18 protein-coding genes and 1 pseudogene are annotated in these 17,511 nt (G+C 52.7%); 9 read left to right on the top strand and 10 right to left on the bottom strand.

Translation table 11 applies throughout. The features are described from left to right. Window positions 1–4: 4 nt before the first annotated feature. From NBE99_RS02850 to NBE99_RS02830, 5 genes are all read left to right on the top strand, one after another. Window positions 5–493, top strand: a complete 489-nt coding sequence (locus NBE99_RS02850; RefSeq protein ID WP_250683000.1) for a chemotaxis protein CheW — start codon at window positions 5–7, stop codon at window positions 491–493. Then, window positions 490–2,052 (top strand): methyl-accepting chemotaxis protein, encoded by a 1,563-nt coding sequence (locus NBE99_RS02845; protein WP_250682999.1) that lies wholly within the window; start codon window positions 490–492, stop codon window positions 2,050–2,052. Before NBE99_RS02850 ends, NBE99_RS02845 begins: the two co-directional genes overlap by 4 nt. A 13-nt stretch (window positions 2,053–2,065) precedes the next feature. Beyond that, window positions 2,066–4,675 (top strand): hybrid sensor histidine kinase/response regulator, encoded by a 2,610-nt coding sequence (locus NBE99_RS02840; RefSeq protein ID WP_250682998.1) that lies wholly within the window; start codon window positions 2,066–2,068, stop codon window positions 4,673–4,675. A 108-nt stretch (window positions 4,676–4,783) separates the two neighbouring features. Beyond that, window positions 4,784–8,116, top strand: coding sequence for a tubulin-like doman-containing protein (locus tag NBE99_RS02835; RefSeq protein ID WP_250682997.1), 3,333 nt, complete (start codon window positions 4,784–4,786; stop codon window positions 8,114–8,116). Window positions 8,117–8,192: 76 nt separating this feature from the next. Next, the gene (locus tag NBE99_RS02830) at window positions 8,193–8,660 is read left to right on the top strand and encodes a type IV pilin-like G/H family protein (RefSeq protein WP_250682996.1); all 468 of its coding nucleotides are present in this window, start codon (window positions 8,193–8,195) and stop codon (window positions 8,658–8,660) included. On the opposite strand, the gene NBE99_RS02825 is transcribed toward NBE99_RS02830, so the two are convergent. Next, the gene (locus tag NBE99_RS02825; protein WP_250682995.1) at window positions 8,657–9,028 is read right to left on the bottom strand and encodes a helix-turn-helix transcriptional regulator; all 372 of its coding nucleotides are present in this window, start codon (window positions 9,026–9,028) and stop codon (window positions 8,657–8,659) included. The genes NBE99_RS02830 and NBE99_RS02825 overlap by 4 nt on opposite strands. 118 nt (window positions 9,029–9,146) lie before the next feature. Between NBE99_RS02825 and NBE99_RS02820 the strand changes: the two genes are divergently transcribed. Further along, window positions 9,147–9,314, top strand: coding sequence for a metallothionein (locus tag NBE99_RS02820; protein WP_250682994.1), 168 nt, complete (start codon window positions 9,147–9,149; stop codon window positions 9,312–9,314). Here NBE99_RS02820 and NBE99_RS02815 read toward each other — a convergent pair. The 3 genes from NBE99_RS02815 to NBE99_RS02805 are packed head-to-tail and all read right to left on the bottom strand — an operon-like array spanning window position 9,311 to window position 11,448. Then, window positions 9,311–10,285: a glycosyltransferase family A protein gene (locus NBE99_RS02815; protein ID WP_250682993.1), complete on the bottom strand. Its 975-nt coding sequence runs from the start codon at window positions 10,283–10,285 to the stop codon at window positions 9,311–9,313. The genes NBE99_RS02820 and NBE99_RS02815 overlap by 4 nt on opposite strands. Further along, window positions 10,282–11,028: a glycosyltransferase gene (locus NBE99_RS02810; protein WP_250682992.1), complete on the bottom strand. Its 747-nt coding sequence runs from the start codon at window positions 11,026–11,028 to the stop codon at window positions 10,282–10,284. Before NBE99_RS02810 ends, NBE99_RS02815 begins: the two co-directional genes overlap by 4 nt. 27 nt (window positions 11,029–11,055) lie before the next feature. Continuing rightward, window positions 11,056–11,448 carry a DUF4168 domain-containing protein gene (locus NBE99_RS02805; protein ID WP_250682991.1) on the bottom strand — a complete coding sequence of 131 codons (393 nt, stop codon included), beginning with the start codon at window positions 11,446–11,448 and terminating at the stop codon, window positions 11,056–11,058. 349 nt (window positions 11,449–11,797) lie between these two features. Here NBE99_RS02805 and psaC point away from each other — a divergent pair, with 349 nt between their 5' ends. Next, complete coding sequence (gene psaC, locus NBE99_RS02800) at window positions 11,798–12,043, top strand: photosystem I iron-sulfur center protein PsaC (protein WP_011056855.1); 246 nt, start codon at window positions 11,798–11,800, stop codon at window positions 12,041–12,043. 117 nt (window positions 12,044–12,160) lie between these two features. On the opposite strand, the gene NBE99_RS02795 is transcribed toward psaC, so the two are convergent. From NBE99_RS02795 to NBE99_RS02785, 4 genes and pseudogenes are all read right to left on the bottom strand, one after another. After that, window positions 12,161–12,439: a hypothetical protein gene (locus NBE99_RS02795; RefSeq protein WP_250682990.1), complete on the bottom strand. Its 279-nt coding sequence runs from the start codon at window positions 12,437–12,439 to the stop codon at window positions 12,161–12,163. A 109-nt stretch (window positions 12,440–12,548) separates the two neighbouring features. Next, window positions 12,549–12,773 (bottom strand): hypothetical protein, encoded by a 225-nt coding sequence (locus tag NBE99_RS02790; RefSeq protein ID WP_250682989.1) that lies wholly within the window; start codon window positions 12,771–12,773, stop codon window positions 12,549–12,551. 2 nt (window positions 12,774–12,775) lie between these two features. Then, window positions 12,776–12,895 (bottom strand): annotated as a pseudogene (locus NBE99_RS13410) (ISAs1 family transposase); the annotation flags it as partial. A gap of 100 nt (window positions 12,896–12,995) precedes the next feature. Further along, window positions 12,996–13,184: a hypothetical protein gene (locus tag NBE99_RS02785; RefSeq protein ID WP_250682988.1), complete on the bottom strand. Its 189-nt coding sequence runs from the start codon at window positions 13,182–13,184 to the stop codon at window positions 12,996–12,998. A gap of 270 nt (window positions 13,185–13,454) precedes the next feature. Between NBE99_RS02785 and NBE99_RS02780 the strand changes: the two genes are divergently transcribed. Continuing rightward, entirely contained in the window at window positions 13,455–13,910 is a 456-nt protein-coding gene (locus NBE99_RS02780; protein WP_250682987.1) for a response regulator, read from the top strand. Continuing rightward, the gene (locus NBE99_RS02775) at window positions 13,907–14,779 is read left to right on the top strand and encodes a chemotaxis protein CheB (RefSeq protein WP_250682986.1); all 873 of its coding nucleotides are present in this window, start codon (window positions 13,907–13,909) and stop codon (window positions 14,777–14,779) included. The genes NBE99_RS02780 and NBE99_RS02775 overlap by 4 nt, the downstream gene beginning before the upstream one ends. On the opposite strand, the gene NBE99_RS02770 is transcribed toward NBE99_RS02775, so the two are convergent. Beyond that, a complete protein-coding gene (locus tag NBE99_RS02770; RefSeq protein ID WP_250682985.1) occupies window positions 14,780–16,483 on the bottom strand; it encodes a R3H domain-containing nucleic acid-binding protein in 1,704 nt (567 codons plus the stop codon). Further along, window positions 16,476–17,504: a circadian clock protein LdpA gene (gene ldpA / locus NBE99_RS02765; protein ID WP_250682984.1), complete on the bottom strand. Its 1,029-nt coding sequence runs from the start codon at window positions 17,502–17,504 to the stop codon at window positions 16,476–16,478. The genes NBE99_RS02770 and ldpA overlap by 8 nt, the downstream gene beginning before the upstream one ends. Window positions 17,505–17,511 lie beyond the last annotated feature (7 nt).

Genomic DNA, 17,511 nt, shown 5'->3' with positions numbered 1-17,511 from the left:
GCCTGTGAGTACGCCGGCAATTCAAGAATACTTTCATGTGGAGCTTCCCCGACGGGTGAATGTAGCGATTCCCCTTGAGCAAACCGCTGAGGTCTTTAGCCTAGAGCCACGGGATATTTGTCTGATGCCGGGGGTTTCAGCTGCCCTTTTGGGCATTAGTAACCAGCGGGGGCGGTTATTATGGATGCTCGACCTATTGCAATTGCTGGGGGTGCAGCATGATTGGGGGCGATCGCCCCACCAACGTTGGACGGCACTAGTCATGCGAGACACGGACAGATCATCGCCGCGTCAACTCGCCTGTGTCGTCAGTCAACTGCGGGGGATCATCCATGTTCCGCCCGAAAAGCAGCAGCCCGTGCCCCAGCGACTTCAACGGCAGGTGCAGCAGTACTTGCAGGGGTTTGTGCAGTTTGATCGTGTACCGATTTTACTATTGAATGTTGAGGCCATTTTTGCAAGTATAGCCCGTTCACCCTCCTCTGCCCTATGACCTCCCTTGCGAATTCTACCCCCACCACCTCCCTGAGCGATCGCTACTTCAATGCCATTCTCACTCAGGATATCCCGACCCTGCGTGCTCTGCTTGAGGAGGAGCCAACGGATCGTTTGCTACAGTTATCCTTGGCCACCGCTTTAGAGCAAGCCGGTGAGATTGGCGCCGCTGAAGCCCTCTATCAGGCGATCGCCGATGCGGATCAGGGAATTTTTGGCCAAAGTGCCCGCAATGCCTTGGCTTTGTTGCAGGGAAGCCCTACTGTCCAACCGATACCAGCCCCCCCGCCGCCGAGTCCTCCGCCTGTGCCGACGCCCATCCCCTTGGGGCGTGGCCAAATCAAACAGCTGCGGCAAGGGTTGCATACGCTAGAGGCTTGGCTTGGACAACTCCATCAGCAACAGTGGGACACACCCTTGCCCGAGTTCAGCGATCCCCAACTAGCAGCCATTGGCCAAGGGATTGCTGCCTTGGTGGCGCAACTGCAACAGCAGCAAGACCAGATCCAAACTCTTGAAACCCAACGCCAAGCAGAGATACAGCGGCAGCGCCAAGAGCGGATGAAAATGCAGGAGGCGGTAATTAACCTACTGTTGGATATTGAAGGGGCACAGCGGGGAGACCTCACCGTCCGCGCCAAGGTGGACGAAGGGGAAATGGGATCCATTGCCGATGCCTTCAATGCCACGGTACGCAGTTTGCGGCAAATTGTCGTGCAAGTCCAGACCGCTGCCAACCAAGTCCAGGCCGCTGCCCAAACCACCCAAGAGGCGATCGCCGGACTTGTGGCAGGGGCAACCCAGCAAGCTGCCGACATTGATCGCAGCGTAGAAGCGGTTGAGAGGATGGCCACCTCAGTGCAAGCAGTCGCCAATTCTGCCCAAGAAGCAGCCGCGATCGCCGCGGAGGGGTTGACGGCAGCCCAATTGGGGGATGCAACCATGGACACCACCGTGGAGAGTATGGAAAATATCCGCCTCAGTGTGGCCGACACCGCCAAGAAAATGAAACGCCTCGCTGAATCCTCCCAAGAGATCTCCAAAATCATCAACATCATCTCCAGCATCTCTGAGAAAACCAACCTTTTGGCCTTTAATGCCTCGATTGAAGCCGCACGCGCCGGGGAACATGGCCAAGGCTTTCGGGTGGTGGCCGATGAGGTGCGCCGCTTGGCCGAGCGGGTGACCGATTCAGCGCGGGATATTGAGCAGTTGGTGACGGGGATTCAGCAGGAGACGGCTGAGGTGCTTCAGGAAATGGAGGGCAGTACGGCGCAGGTGGTCAAGGGCACCCAGTTGGTGAGTCAAACCAAAGCAACATTACAGGGACTCGCTCGCCTCAACCAGCAGATTGATTCACGGCTGCAAATGATTTCTGAGCGTACTGCTTCCCAAACGTCCACGGCCGCAGAAGTGACGCAGATTATGCAGGGGGTTGCCCAGATGGCACAAACAACAACTTCAGCCGCTGCTGCTGTGGTGGATGCTATGGAAAGCCTAGTGGCTGTTGCCGCAGAACTGCAAGCCTCTGTATCGCGGTTCCGTGTGGATGCTTAAGGGTGGGTAGTCTATGACCCTCAATGCTGCCGACCTTGATGCCATTACCCAAGAGGCACGCCATTGCTTCCTTTACGAGGATGCGCCGGAGTATTTACTACTTCTCGAACAATGGGCAGAGCAGGTCGCGACTGATCCTGAGCGTCACTATACGGCTGAGGATTACAACACCCTGATGCGGGCGGCGCATTCCCTCAAGGGAGGGGCTGGGATTGCCCAACTCAGTGAGCTACAGGGCTTGTGCCATCGCCTAGAGGATGTTCTGGAAGCCCTCAAAGAGGGTCGCATGGGGGATCGCCCCCGTGCCCACAGGCTCCTAGTGCAGGGTATTGAACAAGCTCAAGAACTCCTCGCGGCAGCCAAACAAAACCATTCCCTAATGCCCACACCGCTTTACCAAGCCCTCCTTGAGGCACTGACAGAACTCCTAGGAACAGTCTCAGCACCCTCAGCAGCCACCCCTGCTGCTCCCGATTTACGCACCGCTTTGACCCAGACCCTTGAGGAATCCCTACAGACTCTAGAGGCAAGTGCCACGGATGCCGAGCGGGAGACTGCCTTAGCCCACCTGATTGGCACCACCCAAACCCTCGCGGAGCAGTACGCCATTCCTTGGTTGCAGCAACTGGCTGCAGAATTACCGAAGCTCGCAGCGGATTTGCCCCTTGGGGAATTAGTGCCCGCCGTTGTCACTGAGTTTCGGCAATTGCAGCAGGCAGAACTAGCCAAGTTACCGACCCCTACCCCCCCTGCAGTTCCTGAGACAGCGCCCTTAGAAGACAATTACCTGCGGATTCCTGTCAGTAAGCTGGAACGCTTAGGCAACACCGTCAGTGAATTGCTCATTGGCCAAGAGCGCCTCACCCTCTATCAACAGCAATTTTTGCGTGCCAATCGCGAACTTAAGCACCGCCTTGAGCAATTTCGCCCCATTCGCGATCAGGTGCAGACCTGCTACGATCGCTTGGCCACCCCCCTTGGGAGTCGAGGTTTAGCTGCGAATGGTCATAGTGACTTTGATGCCCTGCAATTTGACCGCTACACAGAACTGCACACCGCGCTCCAAGATTTTCAAGAATTGCTGGTGCGGATTCAGGAGACAGGCGCTGATATTGATCTGCTCAACCGCGATCTCCAAGAAGCCCTTGATCTCAACCGCCAGCACTTAAACAGTCTGTACGGTGAACTGACAAATTCCCGCTTGGTGCCCTTTCGGCAACTGGCAGAAAAGTTTGTGACCGCTGTGCAAACCTTGGGCGATCGCCACCATAAACTGGTTCAACTGGTGATTGAGGGGGGCGATACCCTTGTGGATCAAGTGATTTTGCAGCAACTCAAGGCACCCTTGACCCATCTCGTGCGCAATGCCTTTGACCATGGCCTTGAGCTTCCCCAAGAGCGGCAACAATTGGGGAAGTCCCCCACTGGAACGATTTGGCTACGAGCACGACTGTGGGGGAATGCCGTGGAAATTCAGGTAGCCGATGATGGTCGGGGGATTGATCTCCAACGTGTCAGCCAAAAGGCCGTTGAACTCAAGCTCTGCTCTCCCGAAAAAGTTCCCCACCTGAGCTGCGAGCAGATTTTGGAATTTCTCTTCGTACCGGGGTTTTCAACCGCCAAGCAGGTGAGTCATCTTTCCGGTCGGGGGGTGGGATTGGATGTGGTGCGCGAGCAAGTCCAGCGATCGCGGGGGCGCCTTCAGATTAGTACTGAACCCCAGCGGGGAACGACCTTTACGCTTACTCTCCCCTTGACGCTCAGTCTGCTGCCCATGGTGCTGTGTCAAGTCGGGGAGCTAACCTTGGCCATCCCAGATCTGAGTATCCGCGAAGTCATTGCCCTGAAGGAATACACAGATATTCGCCACCCCAGCGCCACCATTGAGTGGCAAGGACAATCTATCCCCTTGTATCCACTGCATCAATTCTTGCCCTATCAGCGTCCCCTGAGTGCCCCAAACCAGCCCCTTGGTGTGGGTGTGGTTGTGGATGTCGCCGGTCAGGCGGTGGCCTTGGCAGTGAACTACCTCATTGCCGAGCGAGAGCTGGTGGTCAAACCCTTTGATCAAACGGTACCTGTGCCCCCCTACATCATGGGGTGTACGGTTCTGGGAAGCGGTGAAGTGGCGCCAGTTCTGGCTCCCGACAACTTTACAGTGCTGCTCACGCCCATGGAGGTACCGGCCTCCCTAGTGACAGCCACAGCTCGGCAGCGCACCATACCCCAAGTGCTGATTGTTGATGATTCGATTGCTGTGCGACGGCTCTTGGATCGTGTGCTGCGGCAGGCGGGCTACGATGTCGTGCAATGCCGCGATGGCAAGGAAGCATTGGATTTTCTCCTTGGCCAAGGGGATCAGGTGTCCCTTGTGATCACCGATATCGAGATGCCCCGCCTCGATGGCTATGGTTTGCTAGAGGCGATTCGTCTTTCGGGGCGCTTACGCCATTTACCGGTCGCAATGTTAACGTCACGGGGAGGGGACACCCACCGCCAAAAAGCCTTTCAACTGGGTGCCAATGGTTACATTACCAAGCCCTTTCAACCCCAAGGGTTATTGCAAACGGTGACCCAACTGCTTGCAGGTCGTCCTGCTGCTGTAGTGACGCTCAGCGGATAAAACTATCAGATTGTATTGCTGCAAAAATTTTTTATCAAACATTGCGATCACCAGATTTCGCGGACATCCTTGCTAGGATGGGGATGACTTGTCACGGAGACTGGAATCATGCCTGCACAGGTTGAGGAAAAGTCCATTGTTCCGACAGTGATTGTTGGCGTAGGTGGTACAGGCATTGAAGTGCTATCGCGGGTGCGGCGGTTAGTTGAGGAAACCTACGGTAGCCTAAAACAGTTTCCCGTGATTAGTTTTCTCGCCATTGACACCGATCGCGACTACAAAGTGAGCAACCCCCTCGCAGCGGGTTCTCCCCTGAAGGACAACGAAAAACACTGGGCCAGTGTCAGTGGCAAAAACGTGCAGCAAATTATTCAAAACCTTGACAACTACCCTTGGATTGCCTCTTGGTTTCCCAAGGAATTAGAGCGCAACATTACGGCTTTAGAGGCAGGAGCCGGACAAATTCGTGCCTGTGGGCGGTTTGCCTTCTTTTGCAATTACCATGCCATTCAGCAAAAATTCCAAGCGGCGAGCGATCGCGTCAAAGGCCATGAAGCCTTCATGCAGAGCCGCTATGGGCTGAAGGTCAACAATAGTAGCCTCAATGTCTTTATTACCGGTTCCCTCTCGGGGGGCACGGGTAGCGGTATGCTCATTGACCTCGGCTATTGTGTGCGCCACTGGCTCAAGGGGCAGTCGAGTCCCCTTATAACTGCAATTGTGCCCATGCCCAATGCCTTTGCCGCCATTAGTGTTGGCGATCGCGTGCTGGCCAATGGCTACGCCGCCCTGATGGAACTCAGTTATTTTTCTGACTACCGCACTGAGTACATGGCCCAATTTAGCAGTAGTCTCAATGATGAAGTTCGCTACAACTCGCCCCCCTTTGACTTTACCTACCTCGTAGGCACCAAAAACGGCGAGAGTGAATTCAAGCTCGATGAGATCCGCGAAATGATTGCTCAAAATATCTTTTTGGATCTCACCTCCGACTTTGCTCCCCACAAACGCTCGATCCGTGACAACATTAAGGCCGCTTGGGCCTCTCAGGATGCCGGGGGTCGAGGCTATCCCAAAAACTTCATGGCCTTTGGCCTCTCCAGTGTCGAAATTCCCATTGCCCAAATTCGCGCCTCCTTGACCTATCGCCTCTGCCAAGACTTTATGAGCTGGTGGCTCAACGAGTCCGTACAACTGCCACCGCAACTCTTGGAGGTGACGCAGAGCCTCCTAAAACCCATGAACCTACTGGATATGGATTTGGTCTTGGCTCTAGCAGCGGCGGGCGATCGCCCCTACATGCAAGAAATCTCCCGCTGGGTGAATGAGCTGCGCAACCAAATTAGCCGTGAAAACCTCCTTGAATGTACCCAACAGGGAGTAGCGGGCATGATTGGAGCTGAAAGGGGGAAAATTTTGCAGTTTGTGCCTTGGCTCAGTGAACAGGTGGACAATTACCGTGCTGCCCACTTGCGCGAACATAGCCCCGATGAGCGCCTCCACGGTGACTTTTTGCAACGCATGTACGACAACCGCAATCAGATCATCCAGCAAGCTCGCCAAAGTCTTGAGGAGGAGTTCTACCGCATCGTTGAGGATCGCAATCGCGGGCCAAAGTTTGCCAATGCCTTTCTGCTGCAAATTCGCCAAATCTTTATGAGCCAAAAGGAAAAATATGACCGTGAAATCCAGCAAACTTGGCATCCCAATATCACCAATCGTTATCAGCAATACGACAATGCCCTCCAAGACATCCGGCACTTTAGTCAGCTCTTTGGCATTTCCAAGCAAGCAAAAATGGAGGAATTTTGTCAGCAGGCTCTAGAGGGAATTGAGGGTAGTTTCAATGCCATCATTCAAGCCAAAGCCCGCTTTCTGGCCAAAGAGGTGCTGACCAAGCTAGAAGAGTGGCTCCAGGGAATGGAAGCGCGCCTTGCCAAACTCAACCAGCGGCTCCTGAATTTACGGGATAGCTTCAAGGCAATGGCCGATAGTCAAGCCGATAGTGCTGATGCCCTGCGGATCAACGGCGTCAAGCTCTACGATCGCCAAGAACTCAATGACCTTTACCAAGACCTAGTAGAGCGCTACGCAGGTGCCAATACCGGGGTGCAGTCCACATTTGCCATTGGTCTCAATCAACTCTGTACCACCACGGCAACAACGGTGTTGCGAGAGGCCAGTCCCCTCTGGAAGGAAACCCGCACTGCCAATGAGGTCATGCGTTTATTAGATTTGGCACAACTGGCGGATGTTCAAGAGAGTGACTTGCGGGAGATTATCCAAGAAACGGTACAGCGCACCGTGCAAAACGCGCCAGAAGAAAGCCGCCTTGTGCGGGATCTCACCGCCTGCGATCGCCTGTTGCAGGTTTATCGCAACGATGAAGGAGACATCCTCAGTGTCCTGCGCATGGCCTACCAGAAATCAAAGCCCTTATTGTTGCTCTCCCAAGCGGTCATGAGTGGGCGCGATGCTGGCTTTACCCCCTCGGTGAATACGAATATCGCCATTGTCGGCGGTGAAAATACTACCGATTTGGCTGCGAAAAAACTGATTCCCCTGCTCAAAAACCTCGTCAAACCCAACGGCCAAAGTATTACGAGTGATGATATCAAGCCCTTGGGCGATCGCGAGCGCCATCGGATTGTCTTTGTCCAAGAGATGGGCGGCTTTTCATTGCGCTGTATTGAGGGCATGCCCGAACTACGCCAGTCCTATCAAGATTGGCGAGGCCAAATGATTACTGCCAAACGTGCCCGCCTGCGCGGGGAAAACCGCGATCTACCTATCCCTGTCCATCTACAAAAGGATTCCCCCTTCTGGGATGTGTTCCCAGAAAACCCACAGATTTTGAAACTCGTGGTAACTGCGCGCGCCCTTAATGTTCTCAAACAAGCGGAAAACCGTGCTACCCGTGAAGCCACAATCCGCTATACGCGCCATACGGCCGTTGGCCTTGAAGATGTGGACATTGCCGCCAACTGGGAGGAAGTGACCCAAGTCCTAGAGGTACTGGCCTGCCGTCCCGACTTAGAGGAAATTCAGCGCCAAGTCACGCTTATCCTCAAAGCAGCCGAAACCCCAGAACAAAAGCAAGCTCTCTATGAGCATTTACTGAACTATTTGAAGCGACGCGAGGAAGAACTCCATAAAGCTGGGGGGCGCGATAGCCTTGAATACAAGCGGGAAGCCGCCATTCTCCAAGAGGTAATCCGAACCTACCAATTGGCTCAATTGGCACCTACAACCCCTAGCCCCACGCCAACGCCCCCTGTCCCTGAACCATCCCCACCCCAACCTGAACCAACATCTGAAACCACTGCTTCGGCGAGTTCCTCTGGCCTAGAGCAACTGCAACAACTCATGGCCATGTACCAGCAGGGGCTACTCTCAGAAGCGGAGTTCCAAGCGGCCAAGAAAAAACTACTGGGGTTATAGAGGAGATCTCTGTAATTTTACGGAGATCTGTGGGAACACTTGAGAGTAAAGACGAGTCCAATACTGGAGCACTCTTATGTCTCCTTATCGTTCCAACCTGCCTTGGCTCTACCGATCGCTCATCCTCTCCAAGGGCTTTACCCTCATTGAACTGCTCGTCGTTGTCATTATTATTGCGATTTTGGCGGCGATCGCCCTCCCCTCAATGTTGAATCAAGCCACCAAAGCCCGTGAATCTCAAGCCAAAACCAATATTGGCGCCGTGAACCGTGCCCAGCAAGCCTACCGTTTAGCCAATCCCACATTCACCACTGACATCGCAAGTTTACAAATCGGCTTTAGTGATACGCCCGACTATGATTACGGGATCACCGTTGCGAATAGTAACTACGCGGAATTCCAAGCCACCCCTGAGCGTCTAGAATTGAAAGCGTACACAGGCTGCACCTACGCCACGTACACAACATTGACCACAACCCAAATTTTAGAAGCCGCTTCTTCGGGTTCCAGCATTGCCTCGCCACCGACTTGCCCTTCTCCCTAGGCTGTTTCTGAATCTTCCTCATCTAAGTGTTCCGCCACCGCCTCATAGAGCGCCAGCACGTGGTGATCCAGCAATTGGTAAAAGATATGTCGTCCTTGGCGACGGAAACTCACCAGTCGCATGGCCTTGAGTATCCGTAACTGGTGGGAGACGGCTGATTCACTCATGTCTAATGCCACGGCAATATCGCCGACACAGAACTCCCCTTGGGCAAGCAAGGCCACAATTCGCAACCGATTCGCATCAGCCAGCAGGCCAAAAAATTGCGCCATCCGTTGGGCTTTTTCCGTAGAGAGCAGGCGATCGCTTGCCCTTGCCAACGCTTCGGGATGATGGGGATGAGGAGCAGCAATGGTTTTAGGATTCATACTTCCATCATAGGCATTGTTCAGGTGCTAACTAATTGATATTTGAACAACCGTTCAGATATATTAAAAGAGAGGTGAAGCATACCTCCCTTGTGTCACCTATTTGGAGAAAACAGCCATGACAACCGTTACCCAAATGAAATGTGCTTGCCCCCATTGCCTGTGTGTTGTCTCCCTCAGCGATGCCATCATGGTTGAAGGCAAGCCCTACTGCTCCGAAGCCTGCGCCAACGGCACCTGCAAACAAAGCGGTGGTTGTGGCCATACAGGCTGTGGCTGCGCCTAGAAAAAGCTAGCCCCTTCCCTACCAGAAAAAATGCGCTGGGCTTGTTGTCGTTGATGTTGATGTCGTAGGGACTTGATTTGGTTCAAAAGACCTGTCGGCAAAACATTCAGCAAAGCCAGCGCAAGTATTGCTTTATAACATTTCCCCCGCCACGCCAGACGTAGCAGATTCATTACATCTACTGAAGCCCCTTGAATTTTTGCATGGGTTAAAGTGGCTAAGGCAACCCGCTGGAAACAAGCCTGAATGCCCCTGTAGTGATAAATAGGCATTGCTTGAGAATGTAAAAGTTCTACTAAAAAAGGTAATGAGGCAGGAATAGGAAGTGTTTGAGGTTCGCCGCAGCGATTCTCTGCATCCTGATTGTAGATTGCTGTCACTGTGGCTTCATGGGCAACAGGAAATCGCAGAGCTAGCTTGCACCAAGTGATGTAGTCTTCATTGAGTTTTACACCCACTGGAAAACCGCCCACAGCTAATAAATGCTCTTTACGCACACAACAAGTTGAAGAAGTCACAATACTCAATCCCTTGGCATAGGCTTCAAAGAAAGGATCAACTATTCCTCGCCATCCTTCTGAAAAGGGAGAAGGGGGTAAACGATACTCACCATCTCGACGAATAACACAACAAGTACTCCACAGAGCAGCGTTTGGAAAATCTCGGATCAGCCTTTGCAGTATTGTGAGATGCTCAGGCAACCACTCATCGTCAGCATCCAGAAAAGCAACGTATGGTTCAGTCGCTTCTGCTAATCCTCGATTGCGAGCGACACTAACCCCTTGATTTGTCTGTTGAATCAAGCGTACGCCCTGACTTACAAATTCTTGAACAATAGCAGCACTGCCATCCGTAGAACCATCGTCAATCACAATAATTTCTGCCGCTGGGCTAGCTTGTTGTAAAACACACTCAAGGGTATGACCAATATGGGCAGCCTTATTGTATAGAGGAATAACAACGGAAATCATAATCTCTGTTTCTGAATGCGAGGCCAGCATCTGATGAGCCGGTAGAGAAGCAGCAGAGTTTGGAAAGTCAATGAATGTCCCATTTTGACTTGAATACGGTACAGCTCGAGAATGAAACCCAGTACATTGCGGCTACTAGTTCCTTGGGGATAGTAACGTCCAGCAATAAAATCTCTAAGAACAACCTTAGCTCCTTGATGTATGGCTTGCAAAATAAACAACTGATCTGCCAGCAACGGAAAATAGCGAGAGTATTCTCCAACTTCCTTGTGCAAGTCCCGCCGAATTGCTAAACCTACGGCATGGCCAGTTACATAAGCATGCATTCCCCTTAGCCATTCCCAAGCTGGCTGCTGAATACCTGTGACTAGTCGATCGCCATCGTAGTAGCAGGTTGTAATCAAGTCCGCATGAGTTTCTGCACAAGCTGTCTTGTAGTGGGCAACCGTTTCAGGAAATAAAACATCATCTGCCCCAACAACCACGTAATAGTCACCAGAGGCTAGCTTCACGGCACGATTCAAAGCATCATAAATTCCGAAGTCTGGGCGCGAATCTACAGTAATTGTCTTCAATTGTGATTTTGCTTCGTTGATTAGTTCTAATGTGCGATCTGTAGAACCGCCATCAGCAACCACCCATTCAAAATCTGGATCAGTTTGAGCAACCAAGGAAGCAATCAAGCGGGAAAGATAATTCTCAGCATTATAAGTTGCCGTGATGATACTAAGAGTTGGTTGCACAGAGGTATTGAGTATGAAGAAGTATGATCAAGGTTGTTGCAACCGCAACATTTCGGCTTGGATACGTTGGCTAAAGGCGCTGTCCTGCTGTGCTCGCAGTGTAATCGCATTGAATTGCTCTAGAGACATATTATATTTCCTCAGCACCTGCATTGCCTCGCGTACATAGTTGGCGCAAATGGTCTCCAAGCCACTGGGGATATTTTGGGGATTCATGCCAAAGCAAGAGTTGCGGGGTACTTGACCTTGGAAAGCTGCCTGAGCTTGACGATAATATTTTTGGCGGATGGGTTCAATTTCCAGAACCACGCGGGCATAGTTCATGATCTCCCACGGAGCAATCACATCTGTGCGCGGAGAGGTTTGAGCCATGGAACGAGGTAAAGGCACAGGCGCCAGCAGCAGACCTGCACTACACATAGCAAGGAATAACCACTTCCAAGACATTGACCACCACACACAACGCATCCGACTACACTGTACTTGGAATCCATAGAACCCCTTCAAGTTCCTCAATGCAGGCAAGCACCACAGATTAAAAACTGTTTTGACTAAGATTGACCCCACAATAGGTAAATTTACCAGACTTTACAAAAAAGTTACATTCTTTGAAGTTTGCTCATCCACCCCGCCCAGCAATCAACCACTGCGGTATCCTAAATCTCGGTATTTATCTCCAGACTGCCCTTATTGTCGTAGCTTAGGGGCTTCCTGAGTTGGCGGCAGGGCATCCACCTGTCATCCTGATCGTTTTAGGAGCGGTTATTACATGGCTCACACTGTCAAAATCTACGATACCTGCATTGGCTGCACCCAGTGTGTGCGGGCCTGCCCCACCGATGTGCTGGAAATGGTGCCTTGGGATGGTTGCAAAGCTGGCCAAATTGCCTCCTCCCCCCGCACAGAAGATTGCGTTGGCTGCAAACGCTGCGAAACGGCCTGTCCTACTGACTTTTTGAGCATTCGCGTTTATCTAGGTGCAGAAACCACCCGCAGCATGGGTCTAGCCTACTAGTCCCCTATTTTCGTGAAACCTTCGTTAGATTCTTGATTGGGCTTGAGGCAACATCCCTACGTCTCAAGTCTTTTATTTGTTGTCTTTAGCACGAACCAACCTGTATTCACCTGCTGCTCAAGGCTGATCCTCATTGCTGAGGCGGTTTTGCAGGTCATCCACCGCTTCATTGATTTGGGCAATTTTTGCCTCTAGCTCTAGCCGCATCGACTCCATCAAATTGTCATCACTGCCATTGAGAGGAATCGCTTTATCCCCCTTCAGCCGTCCAGAGTCACCTGTGATTGCTTCGCTCAATTTATCCTTGACTAAAAGCGTGACTAGGGAACCCGCAATGCCACCAAAGAGGGCACCTGCAAGAAATCCCCAGCCAAAGCCATTGCCACGGTTATCCATAAAGAGACTGATCAGGCTTGATAACTATAGACTAGCCTACTGCACATCAGGCGAAGATACCACGGGGGCAAGGTAGTCATCGTCCCATCCTGCCCTTAAACGTTTTGCCTCAACACCCCCCTTCGCAAAGGTGTCCTGACGTACGTTCTGATTCAACCACGCCCACCCGTCGCAGATTGAGCCACAGATGCCCATCGACCAAACGCTCGGCGGCTCTCAGCAGCCCATAACGGCGCATCTCCATGCGACCATGAGCCCCTTCAACGGTTCGATAAAACTCGTGGTCAACGTCTTTGACGTCCGTCTGCTGTGCCCACTCAAGCACTTGTTGCACATATCCTTATGCAGATGGCGTTGATTGCCCTTGAGGCTCAACACATACTCGCCACCCTGCTCAATCATCTGCTGGGCAATCTGGTTTTGTGTCCCCGTGGCATCAATCGTAACGATGCACCCATGCACTAAAATCGTAGGAGTGTCGCAGGGTCTTCCCATCAACTACAAAAAGCCTCGCAGCCACTCCTGCTTTGCCTGACTGTACGCTTTGCTTATTCCTTCAGTATGCGTTCGCCCTGCCCAGCTTGCCAATTTGTTGGTTGAGTTGACGAGCTTCTTCCCGCAGTAAACGTTCAGTCTCCTGAAAACGACGCTCAGTTTCTTGAAATCGGCGTTCTGTTTCCTTTTGAGCTTCCAGTAGTTCCCCCAATAACCGCCAAACATCTTCAGGGGTGTATGCTTGTGTCATTTACTTAATTGATGATTGCCGACAGACTGGGGTATTTCCTATACGATCATACCCTAGGGGATAGAACCGATGAATGATCGACTACTCGAACAATTTCTAAACCTCATCCGCCGACAAACAGGGATCAGCATTCGTGCAGCAGTAGAAGCAACAACAGACACTCAAACTAGATTAGAATAGCCGCTCAGCAGCCTCCTTTCCTGTTTTTTCTTGATCGTCATCAAGACAGTGAGGGGTGACTCGGACGAAGGGTTCCTAGGATGCCATGCAATGGCTAAAATTACGGTTGTTCTCATTGAAGACTCCCCAGTTGCCCTCAAAGTTCTAGAACGGCTCATTGCTGGCTCTTCAGAAGTTGAGATCGTGGGGACGGCTGCCGATGGTCTTGCGGGTCTGCAATTGATTGAGCAGACTCAGCCCGACGTTATTTGTACCGATTTAGAAATGGCAGGGATGGGGGGCTTTGAATTTATTGAAGCGGTTCAACAGCGGTTTCCACGCCCAATTCTCGTGATTAGTGCTACCCCAGAAGTCCTCCAGCAGACCCATAGCATCGCCCATCTCAAAGCGGCTGGCATTCTCGATTTCTTCCCTAAACCCGCTGCCATCACCCCTGATTTACCAGAGCTTAGAAGCACCTTGATTAGAAAAATTCAGATGCTCGCTCGTCCTAAATCGCAATTCCATCCTGCCAGCCCGATGTCGTCTGTACGGATCTGTACATGAAGGAAATGGATGGGCTAGCGCTAACCCGTCAGCTCATGGCACGCTATCCGCGTCCTATTTTAGTGATCAGTGTGGCAGCAGGAGAAACAGAAACGGCCTTTCAGCTGTTGCAAGTAGGGGCGATTGATGTGTTTCCCAAGCCGAGTAGTGGTCTGCTAGCCGACTACGACCGCACCCAACTGCTGAATAAAATTCGGGTGCTGGCAGGCATGAGAGTGTTTACCCGTCCCCTACGCCCCACCCCTCCTAGTACCACTAGCGTTGCAGGGCCACCGCTGCCCAAGGGTCACTCATCATCAAACCTCGCTATTGTCGGAATTGGTGCTTCGACTGGGGGTCCCCAAGCCATTGCTAAAGTCTTGCAGCCACTGTCTGCGACATTCCCTCTACCGATTGTCTGTACCCAGCATATTAGTTCTGGCTTTCTCGGCGGTCTGATTGGTTGGTTGTCTCAAGACACTCAACTGCGGGTGACGGTGGCAGTGGCAACTGCGGGCGAGATGCCTCAGCCCGGCGTCGTGTATTTTGCGCCGGATCATTTGAATTTAGAAATTGATCGCCGCGGCAAGTTTTGTCTGACACCCGCTGCGGCCAATGAACGACATTGTCCCTCGGTAAATGCCATGTTTCGCTCCCTAGCAGCTTACTATGGTGATGCCGTTGTTGGGGTCTTGCTCACAGGAATGGGAGATGATGGTGCAGCGGGGATGCAGGCGATCGCCAGTGTTGGTGGCATCACAATTGCCCAGAACGAGGCCACTAGCGTGATTTTTGGCATGCCCAAGGAGGCCATTGCCCTCGGTGCCGTGCAGCATGTTTTGCCCATTGACCGCATGGGTGCCTCTTTGCAGGCACTGGTGAATCCCTGATTAACGCGATAGATTTGGGTAAATCCGCAGCCGTCGGTTTGGCTCTTCACCGAAGCTACAGGAAGTGAGTTGGTAGTGCTCAATCAGTTCATGTTGCATTCGCCGAATGTTGGCCGATCGCGGTAATAACTCCACAACTTGACCCTTGGGAATGACAATTTCTTCAACTGCCAAGCGTGCCTCCTCAAGCGCCTCCAATTCATCATCACTCCCCGTTGGGCTAAAGAGGGAGAGATCTGCCGATTCCGCTGGGCTAGGGTCTTCTATGCCAAGTAGATGCCGCAGTCCCCGCACAATTTGTGCCATGCTGTTGGTTTTGATGGCATGCACCGGCAGGTGATGAATATGGGCAAGGTGCCGTAGCTTGCTTTCCCCTTTGAGGTGGGAGCGGAGTGTTAAAATCACATCCGCCTGATCAATGTCTTTAGTCACCACGATAGGTAAGTTGAGGGTGCGAACCGCTTGCTCTAAATGGTGGCGGCTGACGGCGTAGGGAAAAACATGGAGGGGCAGTTCCTCACCATTGGGACCAACTGTGGGAGCATCCAAGGTTCTTTCAAGCAGCTGGGCAAAATTAGCTCTTAGGGGTTCTTTATTGCCATCAACCACGGGTAGCATCTGGCCACTGTCGCGCCAAGAGGGACGCTGAGGCAGGGGTTTAGCCTCTGAGCGCTGGGGGGAAAGTTCGGGGCGGCTAATCACCACTGAGCCATCGGCAGCAATACTGCGAATTTCAGGAGCCGGTTGGCGACCCCGCAACAGGAGATCCACACTGGCAGCTACATCGAGATGGATAGCCCAGCGATCGCGCTCTAGCATTTCCACCGCAATTTGAAAGGTGGGGGGAGCTTTGCGTTCGAGCACACTTTTTTGGGTGCCGCGCCGCCGCGCTTCTTCATCCCCCAAAGTGACCGATTGAATGCCGCCCACCAAATCCGCAAGGGTCGGGTTTTTCATTAGGTTCTCAATTTGATTGCCGTGGGCTGTACCAATCAGTTGTACCCCCCGTTCCGCGATTGTCCGTGCGGCAAGCGCCTCTAACTCTGTGCCAATCTCATCAATCACAATCACTTGGGGCATGTGGTTTTCTACCGCCTCAATCATCACTTGATGCTGAAGTTCCGGACGCGCCACCTGCATCCGCCGCGCCTTGCCAATTGCTGGGTGGGGAATGTCGCCATCGCCCGCAATTTCATTGGAGGTGTCAATAATCACCACTCGTTTGTGCAGCTCATCCGCCAAGACACGGGCAATTTCCCGCAGTGCCGTGGTTTTACCCACGCCGGGACGCCCCAAGAGCAAAATCGACTGGCCACTTTCGACTAAATCGCGAATCATCCCAATGGTGCCAAAGACCGCCCGCCCCACCCGGCAGGTCAAGCCAATGATGGTTCCTTGGCGATTGCGCAACGCACTAATGCGGTGGAGGGTACGCTCAATGCCGGCGCGATTGTCACCACTAAACTCACCCACCCGATCCACGGCATACTGCAACATTTCACGGCTGACGGGCGTCTCGGCAAGGTATTGCGTACTGTGGACAAACCGCGCTTCTGGCAGTCGCCCCAAATCAAGGACGATTTCTAAGAGTTCTTCCCGCTGGGGGTGATGGGTGAGAGACTGCCCCAAGGGCGGTGGGAGGATGGCCAATAGTTGATCGAGATCGTCGGTAACTTGGCGTTGTCCAGCAGTCAATTCAACCATAGGGTACAGAGGGTGACGGGACAGATTTCAAAGAAGACACTAGGGTAGCTGCTTCGGCAACAGCCGCTGCAAGGACAGAGGGAATCGTTTGCCATGGTTGCTCAGCCAGTGCATGAAACGGTGCAAGGCGTTTGCGGGCATAACTACCATAGGCGACACCAGCGATTCCCCGTGGGGCTAACAATCCCATTGCCCTGAGTTTAGCAACCGTATGGTCATTTGTGCCGCCCGCCAGTTGAACAAATCCGGGTAAATTTGCCCCTAAAATCGCTTGGCCGAATTGAATGGTGGCTCGGGTTGCGCCATCGCCAATGTCGCCACTCATAGGACGCCCATCTGCTTGCCAAATGAGGGCACACTCAAGGGGCTGAATTTGCTCATTAATCCAGCGCAAATAGTCAATGACTCCCTCTCCGGGGGGACAACTAATGGCTAGCACCTGCAAATGTCGAACCCAAGGGCGGACGCGCTGCCAAAGTTGGGCAAAAGCACTATTGCGTTGGGGTTGGGTGTGGATTTCGAGGGCTTGAAGGGTGCCTTTGGCAATGAGCGGAGTGATGTGCTCAAAAACCGCTGGCTGCTCATGGGTCGTAATTAAGCCGAAGGGACACAGGGGTAAACAGCGACCACACCCATAACAGCGATCGCGCACTACCCCCTGCAGGGGTTCATCAAAGCGAATGGCCGCCGCAGGACAAATCCGCTCACAGGGGCGATCGCAGGCAGGTGGACAGCGACTCGGATCAAATGTTGCCTTCCGAAAATGCGGGTCAGCTCCATCATTGATGCTCACCATCAGCAGGGGTCGGGCTGCACCGAGGCCTTCAGCCACTGTCAAAGCCTCATTGGCCGCGTGAATCACTGCCGCATCGGCGGCCACATCAATACAATCAGCGCCTGCTAGTGCATAGGCCAAGGTCAGGTTATAGATTTGGGCAACATCTTGGAAACTAGCACCGTTAATGAGTTTGAACCAACGATGTGCCGCTAAAGCCGCTAAAGGGGCAGCAAAATCAGCCATGAATATA

This window comes from Thermosynechococcus sp. HN-54 (genome assembly GCF_023650955.1).
In the GTDB taxonomy this organism is placed as follows: Bacteria; Cyanobacteriota; Cyanobacteriia; order Thermosynechococcales; family Thermosynechococcaceae; genus Thermosynechococcus.
This window is presented reverse-complemented; position numbering and strand designations above follow the sequence as displayed.